This is a genomic window from Mycobacterium pinniadriaticum (assembly GCF_026242045.1).
GTDB lineage: Bacteria > Actinomycetota > Actinomycetes > Mycobacteriales > Mycobacteriaceae > Mycobacterium > Mycobacterium pinniadriaticum.
The window spans coordinates 23,878-41,079 of sequence record NZ_JAPJDO010000030.1 but is presented as its reverse complement, the minus strand read 5'-3'; the positions used below and the strand labels follow the sequence as shown (position 1 = coordinate 41,079).

Here is a 17,202-nt window from a genome sequence, read left to right as displayed (position 1 = left end):
CATGTCACCAGTGACCGCCTCTGGGCGAACACCGAGATCGTGGTGTCGCCTCCGGATGGGGCCGCTCATCCGATCGATACGAGTCGATCGATCGAGTCCCTGGGCAGATCGCCGTCGACGACTGCCATCACCTCCAGCCTTTCCAAGGTGATAGCGCCGCTGTGATTATCCAAGAAGGCAATATCCGCTGCGTCACGACCCGTAGCAATCCGCACCAGTGTCTGCCGTGGCGCCAAGAGGGTTCCATCGACCACTCGCCACTGCCCCTTTACGTACGCCTCGGCGACGGCATGGAAATCCATCGGGTACAGCCCCGGCGCGTACACTGAGACGACTCGAGCCGGCACGTTGACCGCTCGGAGAAGTGCCACCACCAGGTGGGCGAAGTCGCGGCATACGCCCGCTCCGGCGAGCAACGTGTCCACCGCTCCATCGATCGGATCGCTGGAGCCGGGCACGTAATTCAATCGGGTGCCCACCCATAGCGACACCTTCTCCAGCAGGGACTCCGAGTCGAGATAGCTACCGAATTCCGTTGCCGCAAAACCGTAGAACTTGTCAGCCTCGGCGTAACGACTGGGGCGCAGGTACATCGACAAGTCGTACTCAGTGACCGGCGCCGGATCTGCCCGGCCCACGATTGTCGCCTCATAGCCGACCCTCAGGGTCCCGGCCTGAGCGTCAAGTTTATGGATGCGGTTACCGTGTACGCCGCCGATCTCGAGAGGAAAAACCGGAGAGCCGTTCAACACGAACGACAACTCCTCGAAGACTGATATGCCCGGTTGTGGCGCGACAGCGATCTGGAACTCAAGTGTCGTCGCGCCGGTGATCGCGACTTCGAGTTGTACGCCCACTTCGCGCTTCATCAGGCCAGTGTGCACCACCCAGCCGCTCAGCGCTCAACTCCCATAAAGCGCAAGCCACACCGCAGCGGATCCCCCGTCGTCCACGGTCAACCGGAGGCCGCTACTGTCGATCATTCGCGCTACTCTGCCAGCGCCGAAATCAGTTCGGGCACTGAAACAGTGGCGAAACCGATCTCGGCGTCACCGATCCCGTAGGGAAGCACCAACGTGTCTGCGTGCACCAGCGCACCGCAGGAATAGAGGACGTTGGGAACGTATCCGTTCTGCTCGTCGACGGTTGGACTGAGCAGAGGCTCGCGTAGACGGCCGAGGACCTTTGTCGGGTCGTCGAGATCCAGCATCACCGCACCTATCCGATAAGTGCGCATCGGGCCGACCGCGTGGGTCAGCACCAACCATCCAGCATCGGTTTCAATCGGTGAACCACAGTTTCCCAGCTGGAGCACCTCCCAGGGCGCAGCCGAACGTTGGCATACGTACGCGTCCGTCCACACAAACGGCTGATCCGAGTACACAATCGAGTTGGACTCACGGTCGGCCCTGGACAATGCGGCATAGCGACCATTGATGCGACGCGGAAATAGCGCCAGGCCCTTGTTCGCCGCAGCGCGTCCGACCATCGGTGTCGAGGTGAATGACCGGAAGTCGGCTGTCTTCAGCAGCTGCTGGCTGACGTGCGTGCCGCTGTAGGCGGTATACGTGGCATAGAATGTCGCCGCGCCGTCGTCATCAATAAAGCGAACGAATCGCGCGTCTTCCACAGCGACCGACTCGGCTTCGGTAGCCGGCCACAGAATCCTTTCGGATATGGGTACCCGGCAAGGGAATTCGACGGCGTAGCTCCTGTCGGCGATCGCCCGGACATCGGAAATCGTCTTGAGCGCATGTCCTCGCGTGCTCAGGTGGGTTTGGAGGACAGTCAGCCGACTTTCGAGGTCGATTCGGCTGAACCGCTCACCTAGTGAGTCGAAGATGAAGTCGGCCAACTCCCCCGCAACGCCGAGTCGGCCAAGCTCGTTGCGGAAGACCGCTGCGTCAAGCAAGGTCGATGACGTCGCGCCGACTGTGGCGAGCGCGGAGGGAGGATCGATCTGAGGGAGACCCGATGCATCGATTACACCGGTCCGAAACCCGATGGACGAGCGGTGCCCTTCGCCAACGCCGCGCACACTCATCACGATACGCAGGCTGCCCTCTGCTGTCCCAGCCTGGTCAGGGTATGCCACGATACTGGGGTTGCACAGGGCAGCTCCCTCGATCGAGTACTCGGCGGTGAAAGTTGCACCCAGTAATAACATTCGGGCGTCAGATATTTTCGTGCCAGGACCCAGCCGATCGGCTAGCTCTCGGGCATGCCTGCGAAAGGTGCCGCCGAGATTGCGGTGCCGACCGTTGAATCGCGTGATGACGTCGTCAAGAGAACGAAGAACCTCGTCTTCACTCAACGCAAGTACGCGCGCTACCACCGCTCCAGCACGTGAATCTCCTTGCTCGAAACCCTCCTGCCCCGGTACGAAGAGTCGAGTGACCACCCGCGAGCGATCGGCGGTCAGCCGCAGCGCAATGCGCTCGGCAAGGTCGGCTTTCATCGCTTCCGTCGCTGTCATCGCTGCAGCAAGGATATTCGCTGGGCATGCTGCAACGTCGAGAGCAGGGCAAGTGTCGACTCGGCACCCTGATTGCGGTTGACCCCATCGGCTTGCAACCCGTCAAATCCACCGCCGGACTGAGGATTCCACATGACTTGGCCGGTGTCGTTGGCGCCGGCGAACCAGGCCGCGGCGTTCCGCACTCCATCGATCCAGCTAGCGGCAGCGTCGACGCCAGCAGCACGGGCGCACGCTTCGGCGAGAGTCGAAACTTCGATCGGCTGCTGGTCGAACGCGGGCCTGCCGTCACCAGGCCCCCTGCCCGCAACCGGCGTGGGAGATAAGTGGCCATTGTCGGTCTCGAGGTCCAGCAGCCAGGCCAGGAGGTCCAGGCCCCGCTGCCACAGTTTCTGGGACTCCAATGCAACGCCCGCCGCGATGATCGCCTCGGCGAGCACAGCGTTGGCGTAGGTCAACCGCGGCTCGGGCCACGGCCAGTTCGGATCGCCGGTCGGCTCGGGCAACGCGACCGCATAATCGGTGATCAACTTGAGGGCTGCGCGGTGACCGGGTTGGGCCGCAAGGACTTCCGAGGCGCCCAATGCCGCATATGCCATTGCCCGCGGCCATGGTGAACGCACCTGCGCCGCACGCTCGAACTGGACGATCGCAGATTTGCGTACCCAGACGACATCACTGCGCGCTACCGCAGTTCCGAGTCCCCAAATGCATCTGCCCCAACAGTCGTCCACACTCGGTTGGTCCACCCAGTTTCCCGAAGCATCCATGCGATTCCGGCACGCGCCGGTAAGGGCTTGAGCGTCGCTCAGAAATCGCAGGGCCACCCCGGCCAGGCGATTGATCTCGCCGGACGCGTTGGGCTCGCGGCTGGCGACAACGAGCACTCGGGCCATGTCGTCGGTGCAGTAGCCGTGGTCAGGCCGTGGTTGATCGAGACACGCATGCTCAAGGGTTCCGCGATGATCCGTCATCCGGAGCAAGTGGTCGAAGATGGGACCTGGCGTCTCGTTGCTCACACCAAAGCCGATCTCATGGCACGAAGGCGCTGTGCGAGAAGAAGATAATCTCTGGCAACCATCGGCCACGCCATCGCGGGTGCCAAAAGGCGAGCCCGTGCCGCCATGTTCCCAGCGAGACGGGGCTGAGTCAGGATCGTATGCAGGGCGGATCTCAATGCGTCCGGATCATTGTGCGGCACAATAATCCCGGTACCGTCGCTGAGCAGCTCGACGGCATGCGGGAACGCGGTGGCTACGACCGGGCGTCCGTTGGCGATCGCCTCGACCAGAACTCCCGAGGTCACTTGGTCAGTGGAGTCGTACGGCAAGACCACCGCCGCAGCCGACTGCACCAACGCACTGAGTGTCTGGGTGTCCCGGTAGGCAGCGTCGAAACTCACCGAGTCCGCGACTCCGCGGGATATCGCCCGTTCCCGGAGCGCGTTGCGGTAGGCCTCACCATCAGCGGCGAGAACCTTTGGATGCGTCTGCCCGGCAACCAGATAGCGGGGACGCCCGGGTAGCTCGTGGAGCGCATCCATGGCGTCGATGACTCGCTCAACGCCCTTACCGGGCCCCAACAGACCCCAGGTCAACAGTGTGGGACGCCCCGAGCGCTTCACCTGGACCTTGCCCGCCACGGTGGCGCCGTGCGGGATCGTGACGATCTTTCTGCGGTCGACGTCGTAGCTTTCACGCAGTCGCGCATGCGCGGCCGCCGACATCACGACAACCACATCGGCTGCGGCCATGGTCGTTTCGAACACCCAACGCTGTCGCGGGGTAGGCGCTTTCAGCACGGTATGCGCAACAACGATCGACGGCACCCGTAGCCCTCGGACGATGTCGACAATTTCCTCGCCGTCGGCTCCGCCGTAGATGCCGTACTCATGTTGCACGATGACAACATCAGAGTGGTTCAGCAGTTCCACGCCGGCGGCCACCGACGTAGGCACGCCATTGGTCAACTCTCCGATGACCCGAACGTCGCCGCTGGGCGGTCCGTCGGCAATGCGCACCACATTGACCTCGGCAGCGTTGGCGCGCAGCCCTTCGGACAGGGCGGCGCAGAATGTCGCCAGCCCACATCGGGTCGGCGGATACGTGCTGAGCATTCCGATGCTCGGAACGCGGGCAGGCGGGGCGACAACAGGCGCCAACGACGGAAGGACAGAAAACAAGTTCAAGGTGATCCCGCCTGGCGGTCGTCACCGATGTGCCCGGCGTGAGCGAATGCTCGGTAAGTTCAGCGGCGGACGGCTGACTTATTCCGGACTGGCTGGATTTCCAACACCGCCCACGCTACACCCCCGGAGGTGGGGGCATGCGGGCGCGGGCACGCCGCACCGCTTCGTCAACCAGGCTTTGAGCCACGTCCACGAGCTTGCGCTGCTCGGCTTGGCTGATCGTCCGCAGATGGCCAAGCGCATCCTCAGTGCTCCGTCCGGTACGTCCACGGATGAGACCAACCGCTTGATCGATCACCGGCCTCGCCACCAGCGCCGCCTGCAACCGCTCGGTCAGAACTTGGGCGTCGGAGAGAACCTGTGCATTGTGCACGGCAACCGCGGCCGGCTTGGCGAACAGCTCGCCTAATTCGACGGCGTGCAAGTCGAAGGCATCTTTGGCGTGGGCGTACACGCTGATCGCACCGACGACGTGGTCGGCCACCACGAGAGGCAGCGCGAGCACGCTGTGCACACCGAGTCTGCCCGCCCGCGGTCCGAATCGACGCCACCGCTGGTCTCCACCCAAGGACTCAGACCGCACCGTGCGGCCCTCCCGCATCGCGGTGAGGGACGGACCTTCACTCAGGGCGGTGTATTGGATACGGTCGATTTCCTCCACGAACGCGGCGCTGGCCGACACTGCCTCCACGACGTCTTCTGGCCGATCGGCACGCAACAATGCCACCCCGACACCGTCTGCGCCGGGTATCACCCGTGCCGCGAATACCGACACTTCCGCAAGCGATTCCGATAGCGACCGGCTGCCCGCGACCAAACCCGCCAGATCACCGATTCCCGCGCGCAGGTTCGCCTCGTCGTCATCGGGTTGATCCAACTCCGCCATCTTGGAACCCGCTCCCACATATCTCCGCCGTAGCCGCAGGTACCGGCGACGGGGCCGTACGTAGCCGGCTCGGATTTCCTCACTGTACTTTGGCCGTTGTCTGGTTACTGCACTCTGCCGACGAACTTCACGCGTACAGTCGCTGCTATCCGGGACCATTGACAGGCCCCCAGTTGAAGGGCCCTTGATGTCCGATAAATCCCCTCGCCAAGCAATGACGAAGAAGTCCGGTAAGTCTCTGAAACAAAAGCGTGCCGACAAGCGCGCCAAGGTCGACGGCGCTTCGACCAACGATGTGCTGAACACCAAGTAGGCTGACCGCGTCCCGCCCTTGCCCTGATCTCCTTCGGCGACAACGGGTTTCAATCGATTCACCGCGCCTGCCGTTAGATGACCCATTTCGGCCCTGTTACGTGTAGGCTTGAGAAGTCGGCGATTCTGAGCAAGTCTGCAGGCCCCCTGGTCGCCGACGATCCTGGCCGGGTTCACGGCCATAGATAGGAGCGTCCTATGACGCCACCAGAAGTTCGCCCTTCAGTCGGCTGGAAACAGCCGCCACCTCAACACACGCCCCGCCTGCGGCTGAAGCCGAAAGGTCCCCGGACCGGCCGGGTGGATGGGGCTTGGTGGCCGCACAGCCAAGACCTCGAGATGGAGGTTCCAGACCTGTTCGCGGTGTTGTCGGTCCGACTCGGGCCCATCAACTACTGCCTGTACAAGTTGACGGAGTGGGTGAAGAGCCGCAGCAAGATTCCGATCGGCGAACGAGTTGTCCGCCTCAGCGGGTATAACCGCCAACCGAGCAACACCGTCGAGATCCAGGGGCTCGGCGGCAGGACGGTTGTCCTCCTGGTGGTGCCCGCCGCGACGGGTCCGGATCGGGCGCACGCCATCATGATGGCGGCCGCGACTCCCGACGACACCTCCACTGTGGACGAGTTGTTGGCGGTGGGCCAAAACAGCTAGCTGGGAGTGCGGTGCCATCGTGACGGCGAACGGCCCGGTATTCAAGGCTTTCAATGAATTCGGCGTCGAGGACATCCCTGCCGAAGCTGAGATCTCACAGCGGATGCTTCGCCGGCTCGAGGACATCGAAGCTGCGACCAGCGCTAGGCCCAATTCTCCAGCCGCACGTGCAGCCCTCGCATCGAGTGTCATCGCGCATGCCGTAATCGAACTTGAGATCGAACTTTTGCAGCTGAAGGATCATTTACACGCCACATATCCCGATTTCGCACGTTGCTTGTCTTGTCGACCCCGGCGTGAGTCGACACAAACGACAACATTTTTCTAGATAGATTGGACTTGATAATGACCGTACATGTGACCCGCGACGATGGCGCAGTCGATGAATTCGCCCGCGATGGCGATCGCTACATCAAACATTCCGATGGTTCACTGGAGATCGCGCGAGCCGGAACGATGCAGGCCAAGAGCTATCCTGCCGGTGACTGGCTCGATGTGAGCGGCGATGAAAAGCGCAAGAAGCGTATGCTTCTCCGTGACTCGATGGCTTGGTTCAGGCGCTCTTGACGTACTGCATCGGCGTAAGACTCGACACCGGAATCATCTTCGCGTCGGACTCCCGCACCAATGCCGGTGTCGACAACTTCTCCAAGTTCTGCAAGATGACGGTTTTCGAGCGGCCCGGCAACCGTGTCATCGTGCTGTTGAGCTCGGGAAATCTGGCCGGAACGCAGGCCATCATCAGCGTGTTGACGCAGCGCTTCGCTGGTGGAGACGATGCCACCAATCTGATGGGCGCCAAGACGATGTTCGATATGGTGAGGCTGGTCGCCGATGCGATGCGCGAGACCGACCAACGCGACAGCTGTTACCTGGAGGCGAGTGGGGTTGGCTTCAACGCCTCGTTCATCGTCGGCGGGCAAGTTGTCGGGGAGCCGATGCGGCTGTTCCGCATCTACGCGGAGGGCAACTTCATCGAAGCCGGGACCGACACCATGTTCTTCCAGACGGGTGAGACCAAGTACGGCAAACCGATCCTCGACCGCGTGCTGACCCACCACACATCGCTGGCTGATGCCATCAAATGTGTTCTGGTGTCGTTTGATTCGACAATGCGAAGCAACTTATCAGTGGGGATGCCGATCGACCTGATGTGCTACGAGAAGGACAGCCTGCAAGTGCAGCGGCGACGACGATTCGACGAGGACGATCCCTACTTCACAGCGGTCAGCTCCGCCTGGGGTGAAGGGACCCGACAGGTCTTCGGGCTCTTGCCTGCACTGCGGTGGTGAGGACCGACGCCCTGGTGATGGCGAAGCAACTCGTCGAGAAACCCGGAGACGTGGGATGAAGATTCGCATCGGTTTCGAATTGATCTACGAGTGCCCCAAACCAACCCCGATGATCTTTAACCTCAACATCCACTTCACCCGGGTATCCGACCTCCTCGGTCGTGACGTGTTGGTATTCGATCCGCCGGTTCCGGTGACGGCCTATCGCGACCTATTCGGCAACTGGTGCACTCGGATTGTTGCGCCACAAGGCCGCTGCCGCATCACTGCCGACGCGATGGTCACCGATTCCGGATTACCCGACCTCATTGTTCCTGGTGCACAGCAGATACCGGTCCCTGATCTACCCGACGATACCTTGATCTACCTGCTCGGCAGCCGCTACTGCGAAACTGACCGACTGTCGGAAGCGGCGTGGCAGCTCTTCGAACACACCCGGCCCGGCTGGGATCGTGTCCAGGCGATCTGCGACTACGTGCATCACCACATCACCTTCAACTACATGGACGCGCGGGTGACCCGGACGGCGCTGGAGACGCTTGAGGAGGGGGTTGGTGTCTGTCGCGACTACACTCACCTGGCCGTCGCGTTGTGTCGCTGCATGAACATCCCGGCGCGCTACTGCACGGGGTATCTCGGCGATACCGGCATGCCACCGCCCTATGGTCCAATGGATTTCGCGGCCTGGTTCGAGGTATTCCTCGGCGGTCAGTGGTACACGTTCGACGCGCGCAACAACACGCCGCGGATCGGTAGAGTGCTTATCGCCCGCGGCCGCGACGCGGCCGACGTCGCCCTGAGCAACTCCTTCGGAGAGAGCCTGCTGACGAGCTTTCGGGTATGGACCGACGAGGTGAAAGTCCGAGGCGAGGACACCGCGGATCCTCTCGCATGAATCTTCTGTTTCGCACTTGCCGAAGTCCAGGGTGTACGGTCGCGCCCACCAACGGAGCCAGCCGCTGCGAATACCATGGCCTCCACCAGTTCATGTCGGCAGCACGAAACCCAGGCGATCAACGCGCCGGCCGCGTTGCCGCGAACCATCAACCTTAGACTTGATGATGTGTGTAAAGCGTTGCTACACAGTCAATTCTCAACGACCCATTGAGATACCCGTAGGATCCGCCAGGCGGCGGTCACACTGCGCAGCACCGGCCCCGGTGATGCAATTCGATGTCGGCGGCGAAGGCGCGCAGCGCGCTGCGGACCATGCGCGCCGTTCCGTCCGGGTGCCGGCAGACCCCTCGACCGTCGACCAGCCGGACGATGCGCCGAATCTCTTTGACCAGAGGATCGTTGGCGCGTCCGTACGCCAGTTCCTCGAGCAGCCCGGCCAGGCGCGGTAGCCCGTTGCGACAGGGGCCGCACTGGCGCGCGCTCTCGTCGGCCAGATAGCCAACGATCTCCGCGGTGCGGGCCAGCCCGCACTGGGTGGCGCCCAGCGCGTGGATGATCCCGGCACCAGGGGTCGCCCCCAACGAATTCAGGCCGGCACGGGACACCTGAGTCCCCGCGAATACCTCAGCCGGGAGCCAACTTCCGTGATAGCCGCCGATCAGTACCGCGGATACCCCACGGGGGTCGATCAGATCGGTGAGCGGGACACCGGTCGGCACCTCGACGACACCCTCACTGTCCAGTGCCCCGGATAGGGTCACCAGCATGGTGCCCGGGTGATCCGGGTCACCGACCGACCGGAACCACTCAGGCCCGTGGCGGGCGATCAGCGCGATGTGCGCCAGCGTCTCCACGTTGTTGACGAGGGTGGGCCGCCGTCGTACCCCTGATATCGCGGTGGGAACGATGCGGTCACGCGGAAGGGCCGGGCCGCCCTCGATGTGCCGGATGGCGGCGGACTCCTCCCCCGCCACGAACGTATCGGGAGCCCCCACCACCGTGATTCGGTACGGGTCGAGTCCTGCGGCCTGGCGCTCGTCGAGGGCCCTGCGCACCGGAGCTAGCGCGTCGGCGTGCACGTAGAGATAGACGGCGTCAGAGCCGATGGCCGCCGCGGCGGCGTGCAGGCCGTCAAGCACCAGGTGCGGTGCCCGGCTCAGCAGCAGTGCGTCCTTGCGGCTCAACGGCTCCCCCTCGGCGCCGTTGCCGATCACCACCGGGTTGCCGCCGTTGATCGAGGCAAACTTGCGGGCGGTCGGGAATCCAGCACCGCCGCGCCCCGACAGGCCCGCGCCGTCGATCCACGAAATAAGCTGGGGTCCAGTCCGTTCCGGCAACATGCCGAAGTGCGCGTGATGCTCGGCGAGGCCGGCCCCGTGGCCAGACAGCAATCGCGCCGCGCTACGCATCGACATACTCACTGAAGTTGGCGCGCAGCCGCCACACCAGCATGCCGACCACCAGCAGGGCGCAGCTGGCCGCGATCGCCAGAAACCAGACGCGTCCGGTGTCGGTGCCGTTGCCGAGCGCGTGCGCCATCGCGATGGGCCACAACAGATAGGTCGCCCAATGCACGACCCGGAAGGCCCGCGGCCCGATCCGCTGGCGCAGCAGGCCGGTAATCACCACGATGATCAGAACGTCGACCGCGACGGTGCCCAGACCCTGCCACAGCGGGCGGTAGGCGCCGAGGAAGGGAACCACGAAGTCGATCACCCGTAGCTTGGCGTAGGGATCCAGGAACAGCAGCCCGACATGCAGGGCCACCAGCAGCGTCGCGGACAGGGCGACGAACCGGTGGACGTCGGAGACCGCGAAGCGGGGCAGCGCCAGCAGCGGCCGTCCCGACCGGGTGGCGATGCCCAGGGCCACCGACACGGTCAGGAACGCCAGGGCGACGATGCCGTTGCCGCGTCCCAGCGCCCACAACGCCTCACTGGTCATGATCCGCGGGAGATGGTGACGTGCGGGGAGAAGCTGTTGCCGCCCGACATGCCGCCGCCGCCGCCGAGCGGAACGTGGCTCTCCCGTATCGGGAAAGCCGGCTGGGATTTGGTGGTCGGCGCCGGCGCCGGGGCCTGCTGCTGCACGGTCGGCTTGGGTGTGTAGGTCGGGGTGTAGGTCGGGACGGGGGCCTGGGTGGCCTGGGTGACCACGGGCTCCTGCACCGGCGGCGCCGGCTCCGGGTCGGCGGCGGGCGGGGCCGGGATCGGGTCGACGGCGGGCGGGGCCGCGGGCAGGTCGGTCACCGGGGCGATGGCCGCGGTGTCGACGGCCGGGATCTCCACGGGGGCGGGTTTGACGGTGTCGCCGTAGGCGACCACCGATGCACCGGCCACGCCGGCGACACCGATCCCGGCCAGCGTCCACGAGGTCGCGGCGGCCCGGAGGAATCCGGAACGAGGTGAGTCCATGTCCCCGATGGTGGCGGGCGATTCTTTAAGGGCTCAAAGAACTGGATATGCGCCAGCTGGGTGGCGACCGTCGAGCGCAGATCCCGGAACACGAGGCGGTGTCACCGCGGCGGGCCGGTCTCGACGAGCGGGCGATGATGTCGCAGGTGATGTACCAGCCTGGGAGCCCGGCAGCCGCGGCGTAGCGGGCGACATTCGCCCGCAAAGTCTGAGAACGCACAAGAAATGGCCACGGCAACGACGAGGCGTGCCTCGAAATGGCAAACGGCAGATGCGACGGGAATACTTGGTCAGGCAGTGGGCAAACAATGTCGGGGACCTACCCCGGTAGCCATAGTCGGCCATGTCCTCCGATCGAGGGACAGCGGCGTCCACCAACAAGATCCGCCGATCGGTGGATACCGGTGCCATTCACGCAGCTAGAAGACTGTGCGGCATGCCAACATCGCAGGCAGGCTGAGTCGGTAGCATCCTGTTGCTGAGTCCCCCGAGCGGGGCCTCGATGTCGCCGAATTCCCTTGGCGGACAAACTGTTGCCTAGTTCCAAATCAACGTCGATTCGACAGCGCCGGGCCGATGCCCCGCTCTGGCACTAACGTATGCCCATCTAAACAATCTGAAGGAAAGCTGACATGGATCAGACGTACGACGCGATCGTGGTCGGTGGCCGCTGCGCCGGCGCGTCGACCGCGATGCTGCTGGCCCGCGCCGGCATGCGGGTGCTCGTGGTCGAAGCGGCACGGTCGGATACCGATGCCCTGTCCACCCATGCGGTGATGGAAGGTGGGGTACTTCAGCTGCATCGGTGGGGCTTGCTGGGCGCCGTCAGCGCGGCAGCACCGGCGATCATCGCCAAGGAGTTCGCCTACGGCGGTGAGGTCGACACCGTCAACGTCCGCCTCGGCGCCAAGGTGTCGGCGTTCTACGCTCCGCGTCGTCAGTTTCTGGACTGGCTGCTGCTCGACGCCGCCCGCTCGGCGGGTGCCGAGGTGTGGAATCCGGCCCGCGTTACCGGCGTGGTGACCAGGCAAGGCCGGGTCTGCGGTGTCGAGGTGTTGCGGCGGGGCAAGCGTACGCGGGCGCTGGCACCGCTGACGGTCGGCGCCGACGGCCGCAACTCGACCGTCGCCAAGGCTGTCGGTGCGCCAATTCGTCGGCATGGCAAGAACTCTGGCTCGATCATGTATGGCTACTTCCCGGGACTGTCCACCGATCGCTACCACTGGGCGTTCCGGCCGGGGGCCGCCGCGGGTGTGGTTCCGACTGGTGGCGGATTGGCCTGCGTGTGGGTCGGGGCGGCCGGCACTCTGGTGCGGCCATCCAAGAATGCGTTCTATCAGCTGCTGGACCAGGCCGCCCCACACATTGCCCACCGGATCGGTTCTCCGGTCGGTCCATTGCGTGGATATCCCGGCCAGCCCACGTGGCTGCGCGCCTCGGCCGGGCCGGGCTGGGCCCTGGTCGGCGACGCCGGATGCTTCAAGGACCCGCTGACCCCCTGCGGCATCACCGACGCATTCCGCGACGCCGAACTGCTGGCCCGCGCGGTGATCAACGCGCGGGGCGATCGCGACCCGCTGCGTTCGTATGAAGAAACTCATCACCGGCTTTCCGAGCCGTTGTTCGCGATCGCCGATCGGATCGCGGGCTACCGCTGGAGTCTGGCCGAGCTGCGTGGACTGCAGCAGACGATCAACGCCATGCGGCCCGACGTCGAAACGCTGTAGGCCTTCGACGTTTCGGCGTCGCCATGAGATTGTGGACTTGTGAGCAACTGGGACGACAGCGCCGACACCGGTGAATACAGCGTCGAAGACGATAACCAACTGCAACCGGAAGACACCCTGGTGGATCGCGGCGTCGACGACATCCTCGACGAGGGGATCTCGCCGCCCGAGCGGCCGTACGCCCGCACCAACCTCGACCACCCGGGCCCGGAGACCCTCGACGAGCTGCTCGCCGAGGAGGAGGCCGACCCGGTCTCGCGGCTGAACAACGTGCTCGATGAGCTCAATGGCGCCGACGAGCCCGAGCGCGCGGCCGAATTTCCCGAGGACGACGAGGTCGGCCGGGTCCGCTCGGGCCGGCTGGTCGCCCCGGATGCCGGGTTCGGCGAGGACGACGACCCCGAGCTGTTCGCCTCCGACGTCGGGATCGATGGTGGCGCGGCGTCGGCCGAGGAGGCCGCCGTGCACGTCATCGACGACGAGGACTGAGCGCGCCTGCCCGGCCGCGCCCTCAGCGCACGCCGGCCGCACACCCTTCAGCGGACCGCGCCGTTGATCACCGGTGAGTCGATCATCCCCTTCTCGACACCCCAGATCGTCGCGATGGTGCGGTACTCCCCGGTTTCGATCAGATGCTGCACGGCCAGCCGCAGCGGCTCGGCCAGACCGGAATCCTTGGCCACCGGCCAGCCGTAAGGCGCGGAGTCGAATACCTCGCCGGCGGCCTCGAGCTGCCCCCCGCTGGTCTTGATCGCGAACCCGGTGACCGGTGAATCGGCCGACATCGCATCGACCTCCCCGGCCATCAGCGCGGTGTTCAGATCGTCCTGGCGGGTGTAGACCACCTTCTTGATGGGCGGCTTGCCGGCCGCCACGCACGCATCGCTCTTGGCGGGGATCTCTTCGGTCTCCTGGATGGCGGCGTACGCCACACCGACTTTCAGCCCGCAGGCATCGTTGGGGTCGATGGCCGCCCCGGGCCGCTGAGCCCACAGCGTGCCCGCCTGGAAGTAGGTGACGAAGTCGGCGGCCGCCTCCCGCTCCTTGGTGTCGGTGAACGAGGACATGCCGAGGTTGAAGTCACCGGCGCGCACCGAGGGGATGATGGCCTCGAACGCGGTCTCGCGGTACTCCGGCGTCAACCCCAGGGTGCGGGCGACCGCGTTCATCAGATCGACGTCGAACCCGACGATGTTGCCGTAGGCGTCGATGAATTCGTTTGGCGCATAGGGAGTATTGACGCCCACGATCAGCCGGCCGGAGTCCCGGATCGGCTGGGGCACCGTACCCGCGATCTCCGGCGCCGCACCCGGCGCGGCCGGCACCGGTTCCGAGCTGGACAGGGTGCCCGCCAAACTGGTCGCACCCGAAGACCGACCGTCCGATCCCCGCCACTGCCACGCGCCGATGCCCGCCGCGGCGACCAGCAGCACCGCAGCCCCCACCGCGACCAACGCCCGGCGCCGGTGCGGCGGCGAGGTCGCGGCCACTGCGTGGCGCCCGGAACTGCCGCCCCTGCGCACCCGCGCGGTAGACGCCTGGCGGGCCGCGGCGGCCAGTTGGCCGGCGCTCTGGTAGCGCTGGTCGGGCTTCTTGGCCATGCCTTTGGCGATGACCTTGTCAAACGCCGCCAGCCTGGAATCCTTCTCCGACGGGCGCGGCGCCGGTGTGGTGATGTGCCCGGCGATCTGTTGTTCGAGGCTGTCGTCCGGGTACGGGCGGGATCCGGTGATGCACTCGTAGAGCACGCAGGCCAGGGCGTAAACGTCGGAGCGAGGGTCGGCCTGGCCACCACTGAATCGTTCGGGGGCCATGTAGGCCAGGGTTCCCAGGGTGCTTCCGGCGGTGGTCAACCCGGCCGCCTCGGCCGTGCGAGCCAGACCGAAGTCGATGAGGTAGGCGAAATCGCGGTCGGTGATCAGGATGTTGGACGGTTTCACGTCACGATGGATCAGGCCCGCCGCGTGGGCGGCGTCCAGTGCGGCGGCGACCTGTTCGATGACCCCCACCGCCGAGTCGGGCGTCAGCGGCTTTCCGCTGTCGGAGAGGATGTCACCCAGCGTGCGGCCCTCGATCAGGCGCATGTCCAGATACAGCCGGCCGTCGATCTCGCCGTAGCCGTGGATGGGGACGACGTGCGGTTCGTTGAGGGCGGCGGCAGCCTGGGCTTCCCGCCGGAAACGTTGCTGGAAGACGACGTCCTCGGCCAGCCGGTGTGGCAGTACCTTGAGCGCGACGACCCGGTCGGTCTTGGTGTCGTAGGCGCGGTAGACCTCGCCCATGCCGCCGCGACCTATCAGCTCCTGCAGCTGATAGTGCCCAAATGGTGTGGTATCCACCATCGACTCCTCGGCAATCCCCCAATTGTCGATTGAAGCTACATCACCGCTGCCAGCGGTGCCGCCGGTCACCCGGACGGAACCACGAAGGTGGCGACAACCGCCTGCGAGTCGTCACCCACGGGCACCCTGGCGCGGTACGGTCGAGGCGGCTGACCCACCAGCCTTCCGGAAACGTCACGGCGGCGATCTGAACGCCCCGCCGCGCCGGCCCCCTGGCCCGACGTATGCCGACCGGTATTTCTGGCGCCCATCGGGGCGCATGACCCATCAACGACGGTCGACCACGCCCTGGCTCTCACCCCGCACTCGAGGCAACCCTCTTGCGACCACAACAATGCACGTCGCGCCGCCGCGCAGACCGCAGAAGGAAGGCTCCGTGAGCCAGTTCATCGAGACGATGTGCCGTAATGCCCGGTGGAGCATGAACGGGATGGTCACTGGAGAACCCCACGCACCGGTCCGGCATACCTGGGTTGAGGTGCACGAGCGTGCCCGCCGGATCGCCGGCGGCCTGGCCGCGGCCGGAGTGGGCCATCGTGATGCCGTCGCGGTGCTGGCCGGGGCGCCCGTCGACATTGCGCCGACCGCACAAGGCGTGTGGATCCGAGGCGCCAGTGTCACCATGCTGCACCAGCCCACGCCGCGAACCGACCTGCAGCGCTGGGCCGAGGAGACCACGGCGGTCATCGACACCATCGACGCCGCGGCCGTCGTCGTGGGCGAGCCGTTCCTGCCGGCCGCGCCGCTCCTCACCGAGCGCGGCATGCGGGTGCTGATCGTCGACGATCTGCTGAAGTCAGAGCCCGTGCACCCGGTTGGCACCGACGACGACGACCTGGCCCTGATGCAGCTGACCTCCGGTTCGACCGGCTCCCCGAAAGCTGTTCAGATCACCCACGCCAATATCGTCGCGAACGCCGAGGCGATGTTCGCCGGCGCGCATGTGGACGTGGATTCCGATGTGATCGTCAGCTGGCTGCCCTGTTTCCACGACATGGGCATGACCGGCTTCCTGACTGTGCCGATGTACTTCGGTGTCGAGCTGGTCAAAGTCACGCCCATGGATTTCCTCCGCGATAACTTGTTGTGGGTCAAGCTGATTGACAAATACAAGGCGACAATGACCGCGGCTCCCAACTTTGCCTACAACCTTTTGGCGAAGCGGCTTCGCAGCCTGGCCGCCCCCGGCCAGTTCGACCTGTCGTCCTTGCGTTGGGCGCTCTCCGGTGCCGAGCAGGTCGATCCTTCCGACGTCGAGGACCTCTGTGCGGCCGGCGCACCCCACGGGCTGCGACCCGAGGCCATTCTGCCCGCCTACGGTATGGCCGAAACCACCGTTGCGGCATCGTTCTCGGCCTGTGGCTCCGGGATGGCCGTCGACGAAGTGGATGCCGACCTGCTCGCCGTCCTGCGCCGTGCCGTACCGGCGACCAGAGGGAATGTTCGGCGCCTGGTGACACTCGGCCGCATGCTCAACGGGCTGGAGGCCCGCATCGTCGACGAAGACGGGGCCGTGCTTCCCGCCCGCGGAGTCGGGGTGATCGAGGTTCGCGGCGAACCCGTCACGCGGGGGTACACCACGGTCGCCGGATTCATCTCGGCGCAGGACGACCAGGGCTGGTACGACACCGGCGACCTGGGCTACCTCACTGAGAACGATCAGATCGTGGTCTGCGGCCGGGTTAAGGATGTCATCATCATGGCCGGGCGCAACATCTATCCGACCGATATCGAACGTGCCGCCGCCCGCGTCGACGGAGTGCGGCCGGGCTGCGCGGTGGCCGTCCGGCTGGATGCCGGGCATTCACGCGAGTCGTTCGCGGTCGCGGTGGAGTCCAAGGCCTTCGACGACCGCGATGAGGTGCGCCGCATCGAGCACCAGGTGATCCACGAGGTCGTTGTGGAGGTCAACGCGCGGCCACGCAATGTGGTCGTCCTGGCTCCCGGAACCGTCCCGAAGACCCCGTCCGGCAAGTTGCGCCGAGCTCACGCCTTGACTTTGGTCACCTGAGGA

19 protein-coding genes are annotated in these 17,202 nt (G+C 65.2%); 10 read left to right on the top strand and 9 right to left on the bottom strand.

Annotated elements, in window-relative coordinates; all coding sequences use genetic code 11:
- Positions 1 to 65 precede the first annotated feature (65 nt).
- The 5 genes from ORI27_RS25035 to ORI27_RS25015 all read right to left on the bottom strand — a co-directional run bounded on the left by ORI27_RS25035 (position 66) and on the right by ORI27_RS25015 (position 5,550).
- Positions 66 to 869, bottom strand: a complete 804-nt coding sequence (locus ORI27_RS25035) for a transglutaminase-like domain-containing protein (protein ID WP_265999797.1) — start codon at positions 867 to 869, stop codon at positions 66 to 68.
- A 119-nt stretch (positions 870 to 988) separates the two neighbouring features.
- Complete coding sequence (locus tag ORI27_RS25030) at positions 989 to 2,476, bottom strand: glycoside hydrolase family 130 protein (RefSeq protein ID WP_265999760.1); 1,488 nt, start codon at positions 2,474 to 2,476, stop codon at positions 989 to 991.
- Positions 2,473 to 3,450, bottom strand: a complete 978-nt coding sequence (locus tag ORI27_RS25025; protein WP_266074023.1) for a glycosyltransferase — start codon at positions 3,448 to 3,450, stop codon at positions 2,473 to 2,475. The genes ORI27_RS25030 and ORI27_RS25025 overlap by 4 nt, the downstream gene beginning before the upstream one ends.
- A 41-nt stretch (positions 3,451 to 3,491) precedes the next feature.
- Positions 3,492 to 4,592, bottom strand: coding sequence for a glycosyltransferase (locus ORI27_RS25020; RefSeq protein ID WP_265999762.1), 1,101 nt, complete (start codon positions 4,590 to 4,592; stop codon positions 3,492 to 3,494).
- A 187-nt stretch (positions 4,593 to 4,779) separates the two neighbouring features.
- On the bottom strand, positions 4,780 to 5,550 hold the full coding sequence (locus ORI27_RS25015; RefSeq protein WP_265999763.1) for a GAF and ANTAR domain-containing protein: 771 nt from the start codon (positions 5,548 to 5,550) through the stop codon (positions 4,780 to 4,782).
- Between the two features lie 187 nt (positions 5,551 to 5,737).
- Here ORI27_RS25015 and ORI27_RS25010 point away from each other — a divergent pair, with 187 nt between their 5' ends.
- The 6 genes from ORI27_RS25010 to ORI27_RS24985 all read left to right on the top strand — a co-directional run bounded on the left by ORI27_RS25010 (position 5,738) and on the right by ORI27_RS24985 (position 8,703).
- A complete protein-coding gene (locus tag ORI27_RS25010; protein ID WP_265999764.1) occupies positions 5,738 to 5,863 on the top strand; it encodes a hypothetical protein in 126 nt (41 codons plus the stop codon).
- Positions 5,864 to 6,060: 197 nt separating this feature from the next.
- Complete coding sequence (locus tag ORI27_RS25005) at positions 6,061 to 6,516, top strand: DUF5994 family protein (protein WP_265999765.1); 456 nt, start codon at positions 6,061 to 6,063, stop codon at positions 6,514 to 6,516.
- A gap of 19 nt (positions 6,517 to 6,535) precedes the next feature.
- Positions 6,536 to 6,844, top strand: a complete 309-nt coding sequence (locus ORI27_RS25000) for a hypothetical protein (RefSeq protein ID WP_265999766.1) — start codon at positions 6,536 to 6,538, stop codon at positions 6,842 to 6,844.
- 17 nt (positions 6,845 to 6,861) lie between these two features.
- Positions 6,862 to 7,083 (top strand): hypothetical protein, encoded by a 222-nt coding sequence (locus tag ORI27_RS24995; RefSeq protein WP_265999767.1) that lies wholly within the window; start codon positions 6,862 to 6,864, stop codon positions 7,081 to 7,083.
- Positions 7,065 to 7,808 (top strand): peptidase, encoded by a 744-nt coding sequence (locus tag ORI27_RS24990; RefSeq protein WP_265999768.1) that lies wholly within the window; start codon positions 7,065 to 7,067, stop codon positions 7,806 to 7,808. The genes ORI27_RS24995 and ORI27_RS24990 overlap by 19 nt, the downstream gene beginning before the upstream one ends.
- A 55-nt stretch (positions 7,809 to 7,863) precedes the next feature.
- Positions 7,864 to 8,703: a transglutaminase-like domain-containing protein gene (locus ORI27_RS24985; protein WP_265999769.1), complete on the top strand. Its 840-nt coding sequence runs from the start codon at positions 7,864 to 7,866 to the stop codon at positions 8,701 to 8,703.
- Positions 8,704 to 8,944: 241 nt separating this feature from the next.
- Here the strand turns inward: ORI27_RS24985 and ORI27_RS24980 are convergent, their stop codons facing one another.
- From ORI27_RS24980 to ORI27_RS24970, 3 genes are read right to left on the bottom strand one after another with little or no spacing between them, the layout of a single operon-like run.
- A complete protein-coding gene (locus ORI27_RS24980; RefSeq protein WP_265999770.1) occupies positions 8,945 to 10,114 on the bottom strand; it encodes an NADH-ubiquinone oxidoreductase-F iron-sulfur binding region domain-containing protein in 1,170 nt (389 codons plus the stop codon).
- On the bottom strand, positions 10,107 to 10,649 hold the full coding sequence (locus tag ORI27_RS24975) for a ferric reductase-like transmembrane domain-containing protein (protein WP_265999771.1): 543 nt from the start codon (positions 10,647 to 10,649) through the stop codon (positions 10,107 to 10,109). Before ORI27_RS24975 ends, ORI27_RS24980 begins: the two co-directional genes overlap by 8 nt.
- A complete protein-coding gene (locus tag ORI27_RS24970; RefSeq protein ID WP_265999772.1) occupies positions 10,646 to 11,119 on the bottom strand; it encodes a hypothetical protein in 474 nt (157 codons plus the stop codon). The genes ORI27_RS24975 and ORI27_RS24970 overlap by 4 nt, the downstream gene beginning before the upstream one ends.
- Positions 11,120 to 11,166: 47 nt before the next feature.
- On the opposite strand from ORI27_RS24970, the gene ORI27_RS24965 reads away from it, so the two are divergent.
- The 3 genes from ORI27_RS24965 to ORI27_RS24955 all read left to right on the top strand — a co-directional run bounded on the left by ORI27_RS24965 (position 11,167) and on the right by ORI27_RS24955 (position 13,335).
- Complete coding sequence (locus ORI27_RS24965) at positions 11,167 to 11,304, top strand: hypothetical protein (RefSeq protein ID WP_265999773.1); 138 nt, start codon at positions 11,167 to 11,169, stop codon at positions 11,302 to 11,304.
- Positions 11,305 to 11,751: 447 nt separating this feature from the next.
- Positions 11,752 to 12,846 (top strand): NAD(P)/FAD-dependent oxidoreductase, encoded by a 1,095-nt coding sequence (locus tag ORI27_RS24960; protein WP_265999774.1) that lies wholly within the window; start codon positions 11,752 to 11,754, stop codon positions 12,844 to 12,846.
- Between the two features lie 39 nt (positions 12,847 to 12,885).
- Positions 12,886 to 13,335 (top strand): DUF5709 domain-containing protein, encoded by a 450-nt coding sequence (locus ORI27_RS24955; protein ID WP_265999775.1) that lies wholly within the window; start codon positions 12,886 to 12,888, stop codon positions 13,333 to 13,335.
- Positions 13,336 to 13,382: 47 nt separating this feature from the next.
- Here ORI27_RS24955 and stpK7 read toward each other — a convergent pair whose 3' ends face one another.
- On the bottom strand, positions 13,383 to 15,185 hold the full coding sequence (stpK7, locus tag ORI27_RS24950; RefSeq protein WP_265999776.1) for a serine/threonine protein kinase StpK7: 1,803 nt from the start codon (positions 15,183 to 15,185) through the stop codon (positions 13,383 to 13,385).
- 379 nt (positions 15,186 to 15,564) lie between these two features.
- Here stpK7 and ORI27_RS24945 point away from each other — a divergent pair, with 379 nt between their 5' ends.
- Positions 15,565 to 17,199 carry a fatty acyl-AMP ligase gene (locus ORI27_RS24945; protein WP_265999777.1) on the top strand — a complete coding sequence of 545 codons (1,635 nt, stop codon included), beginning with the start codon at positions 15,565 to 15,567 and terminating at the stop codon, positions 17,197 to 17,199.
- The last annotated feature ends 3 nt before the right edge of the window (positions 17,200 to 17,202 follow it).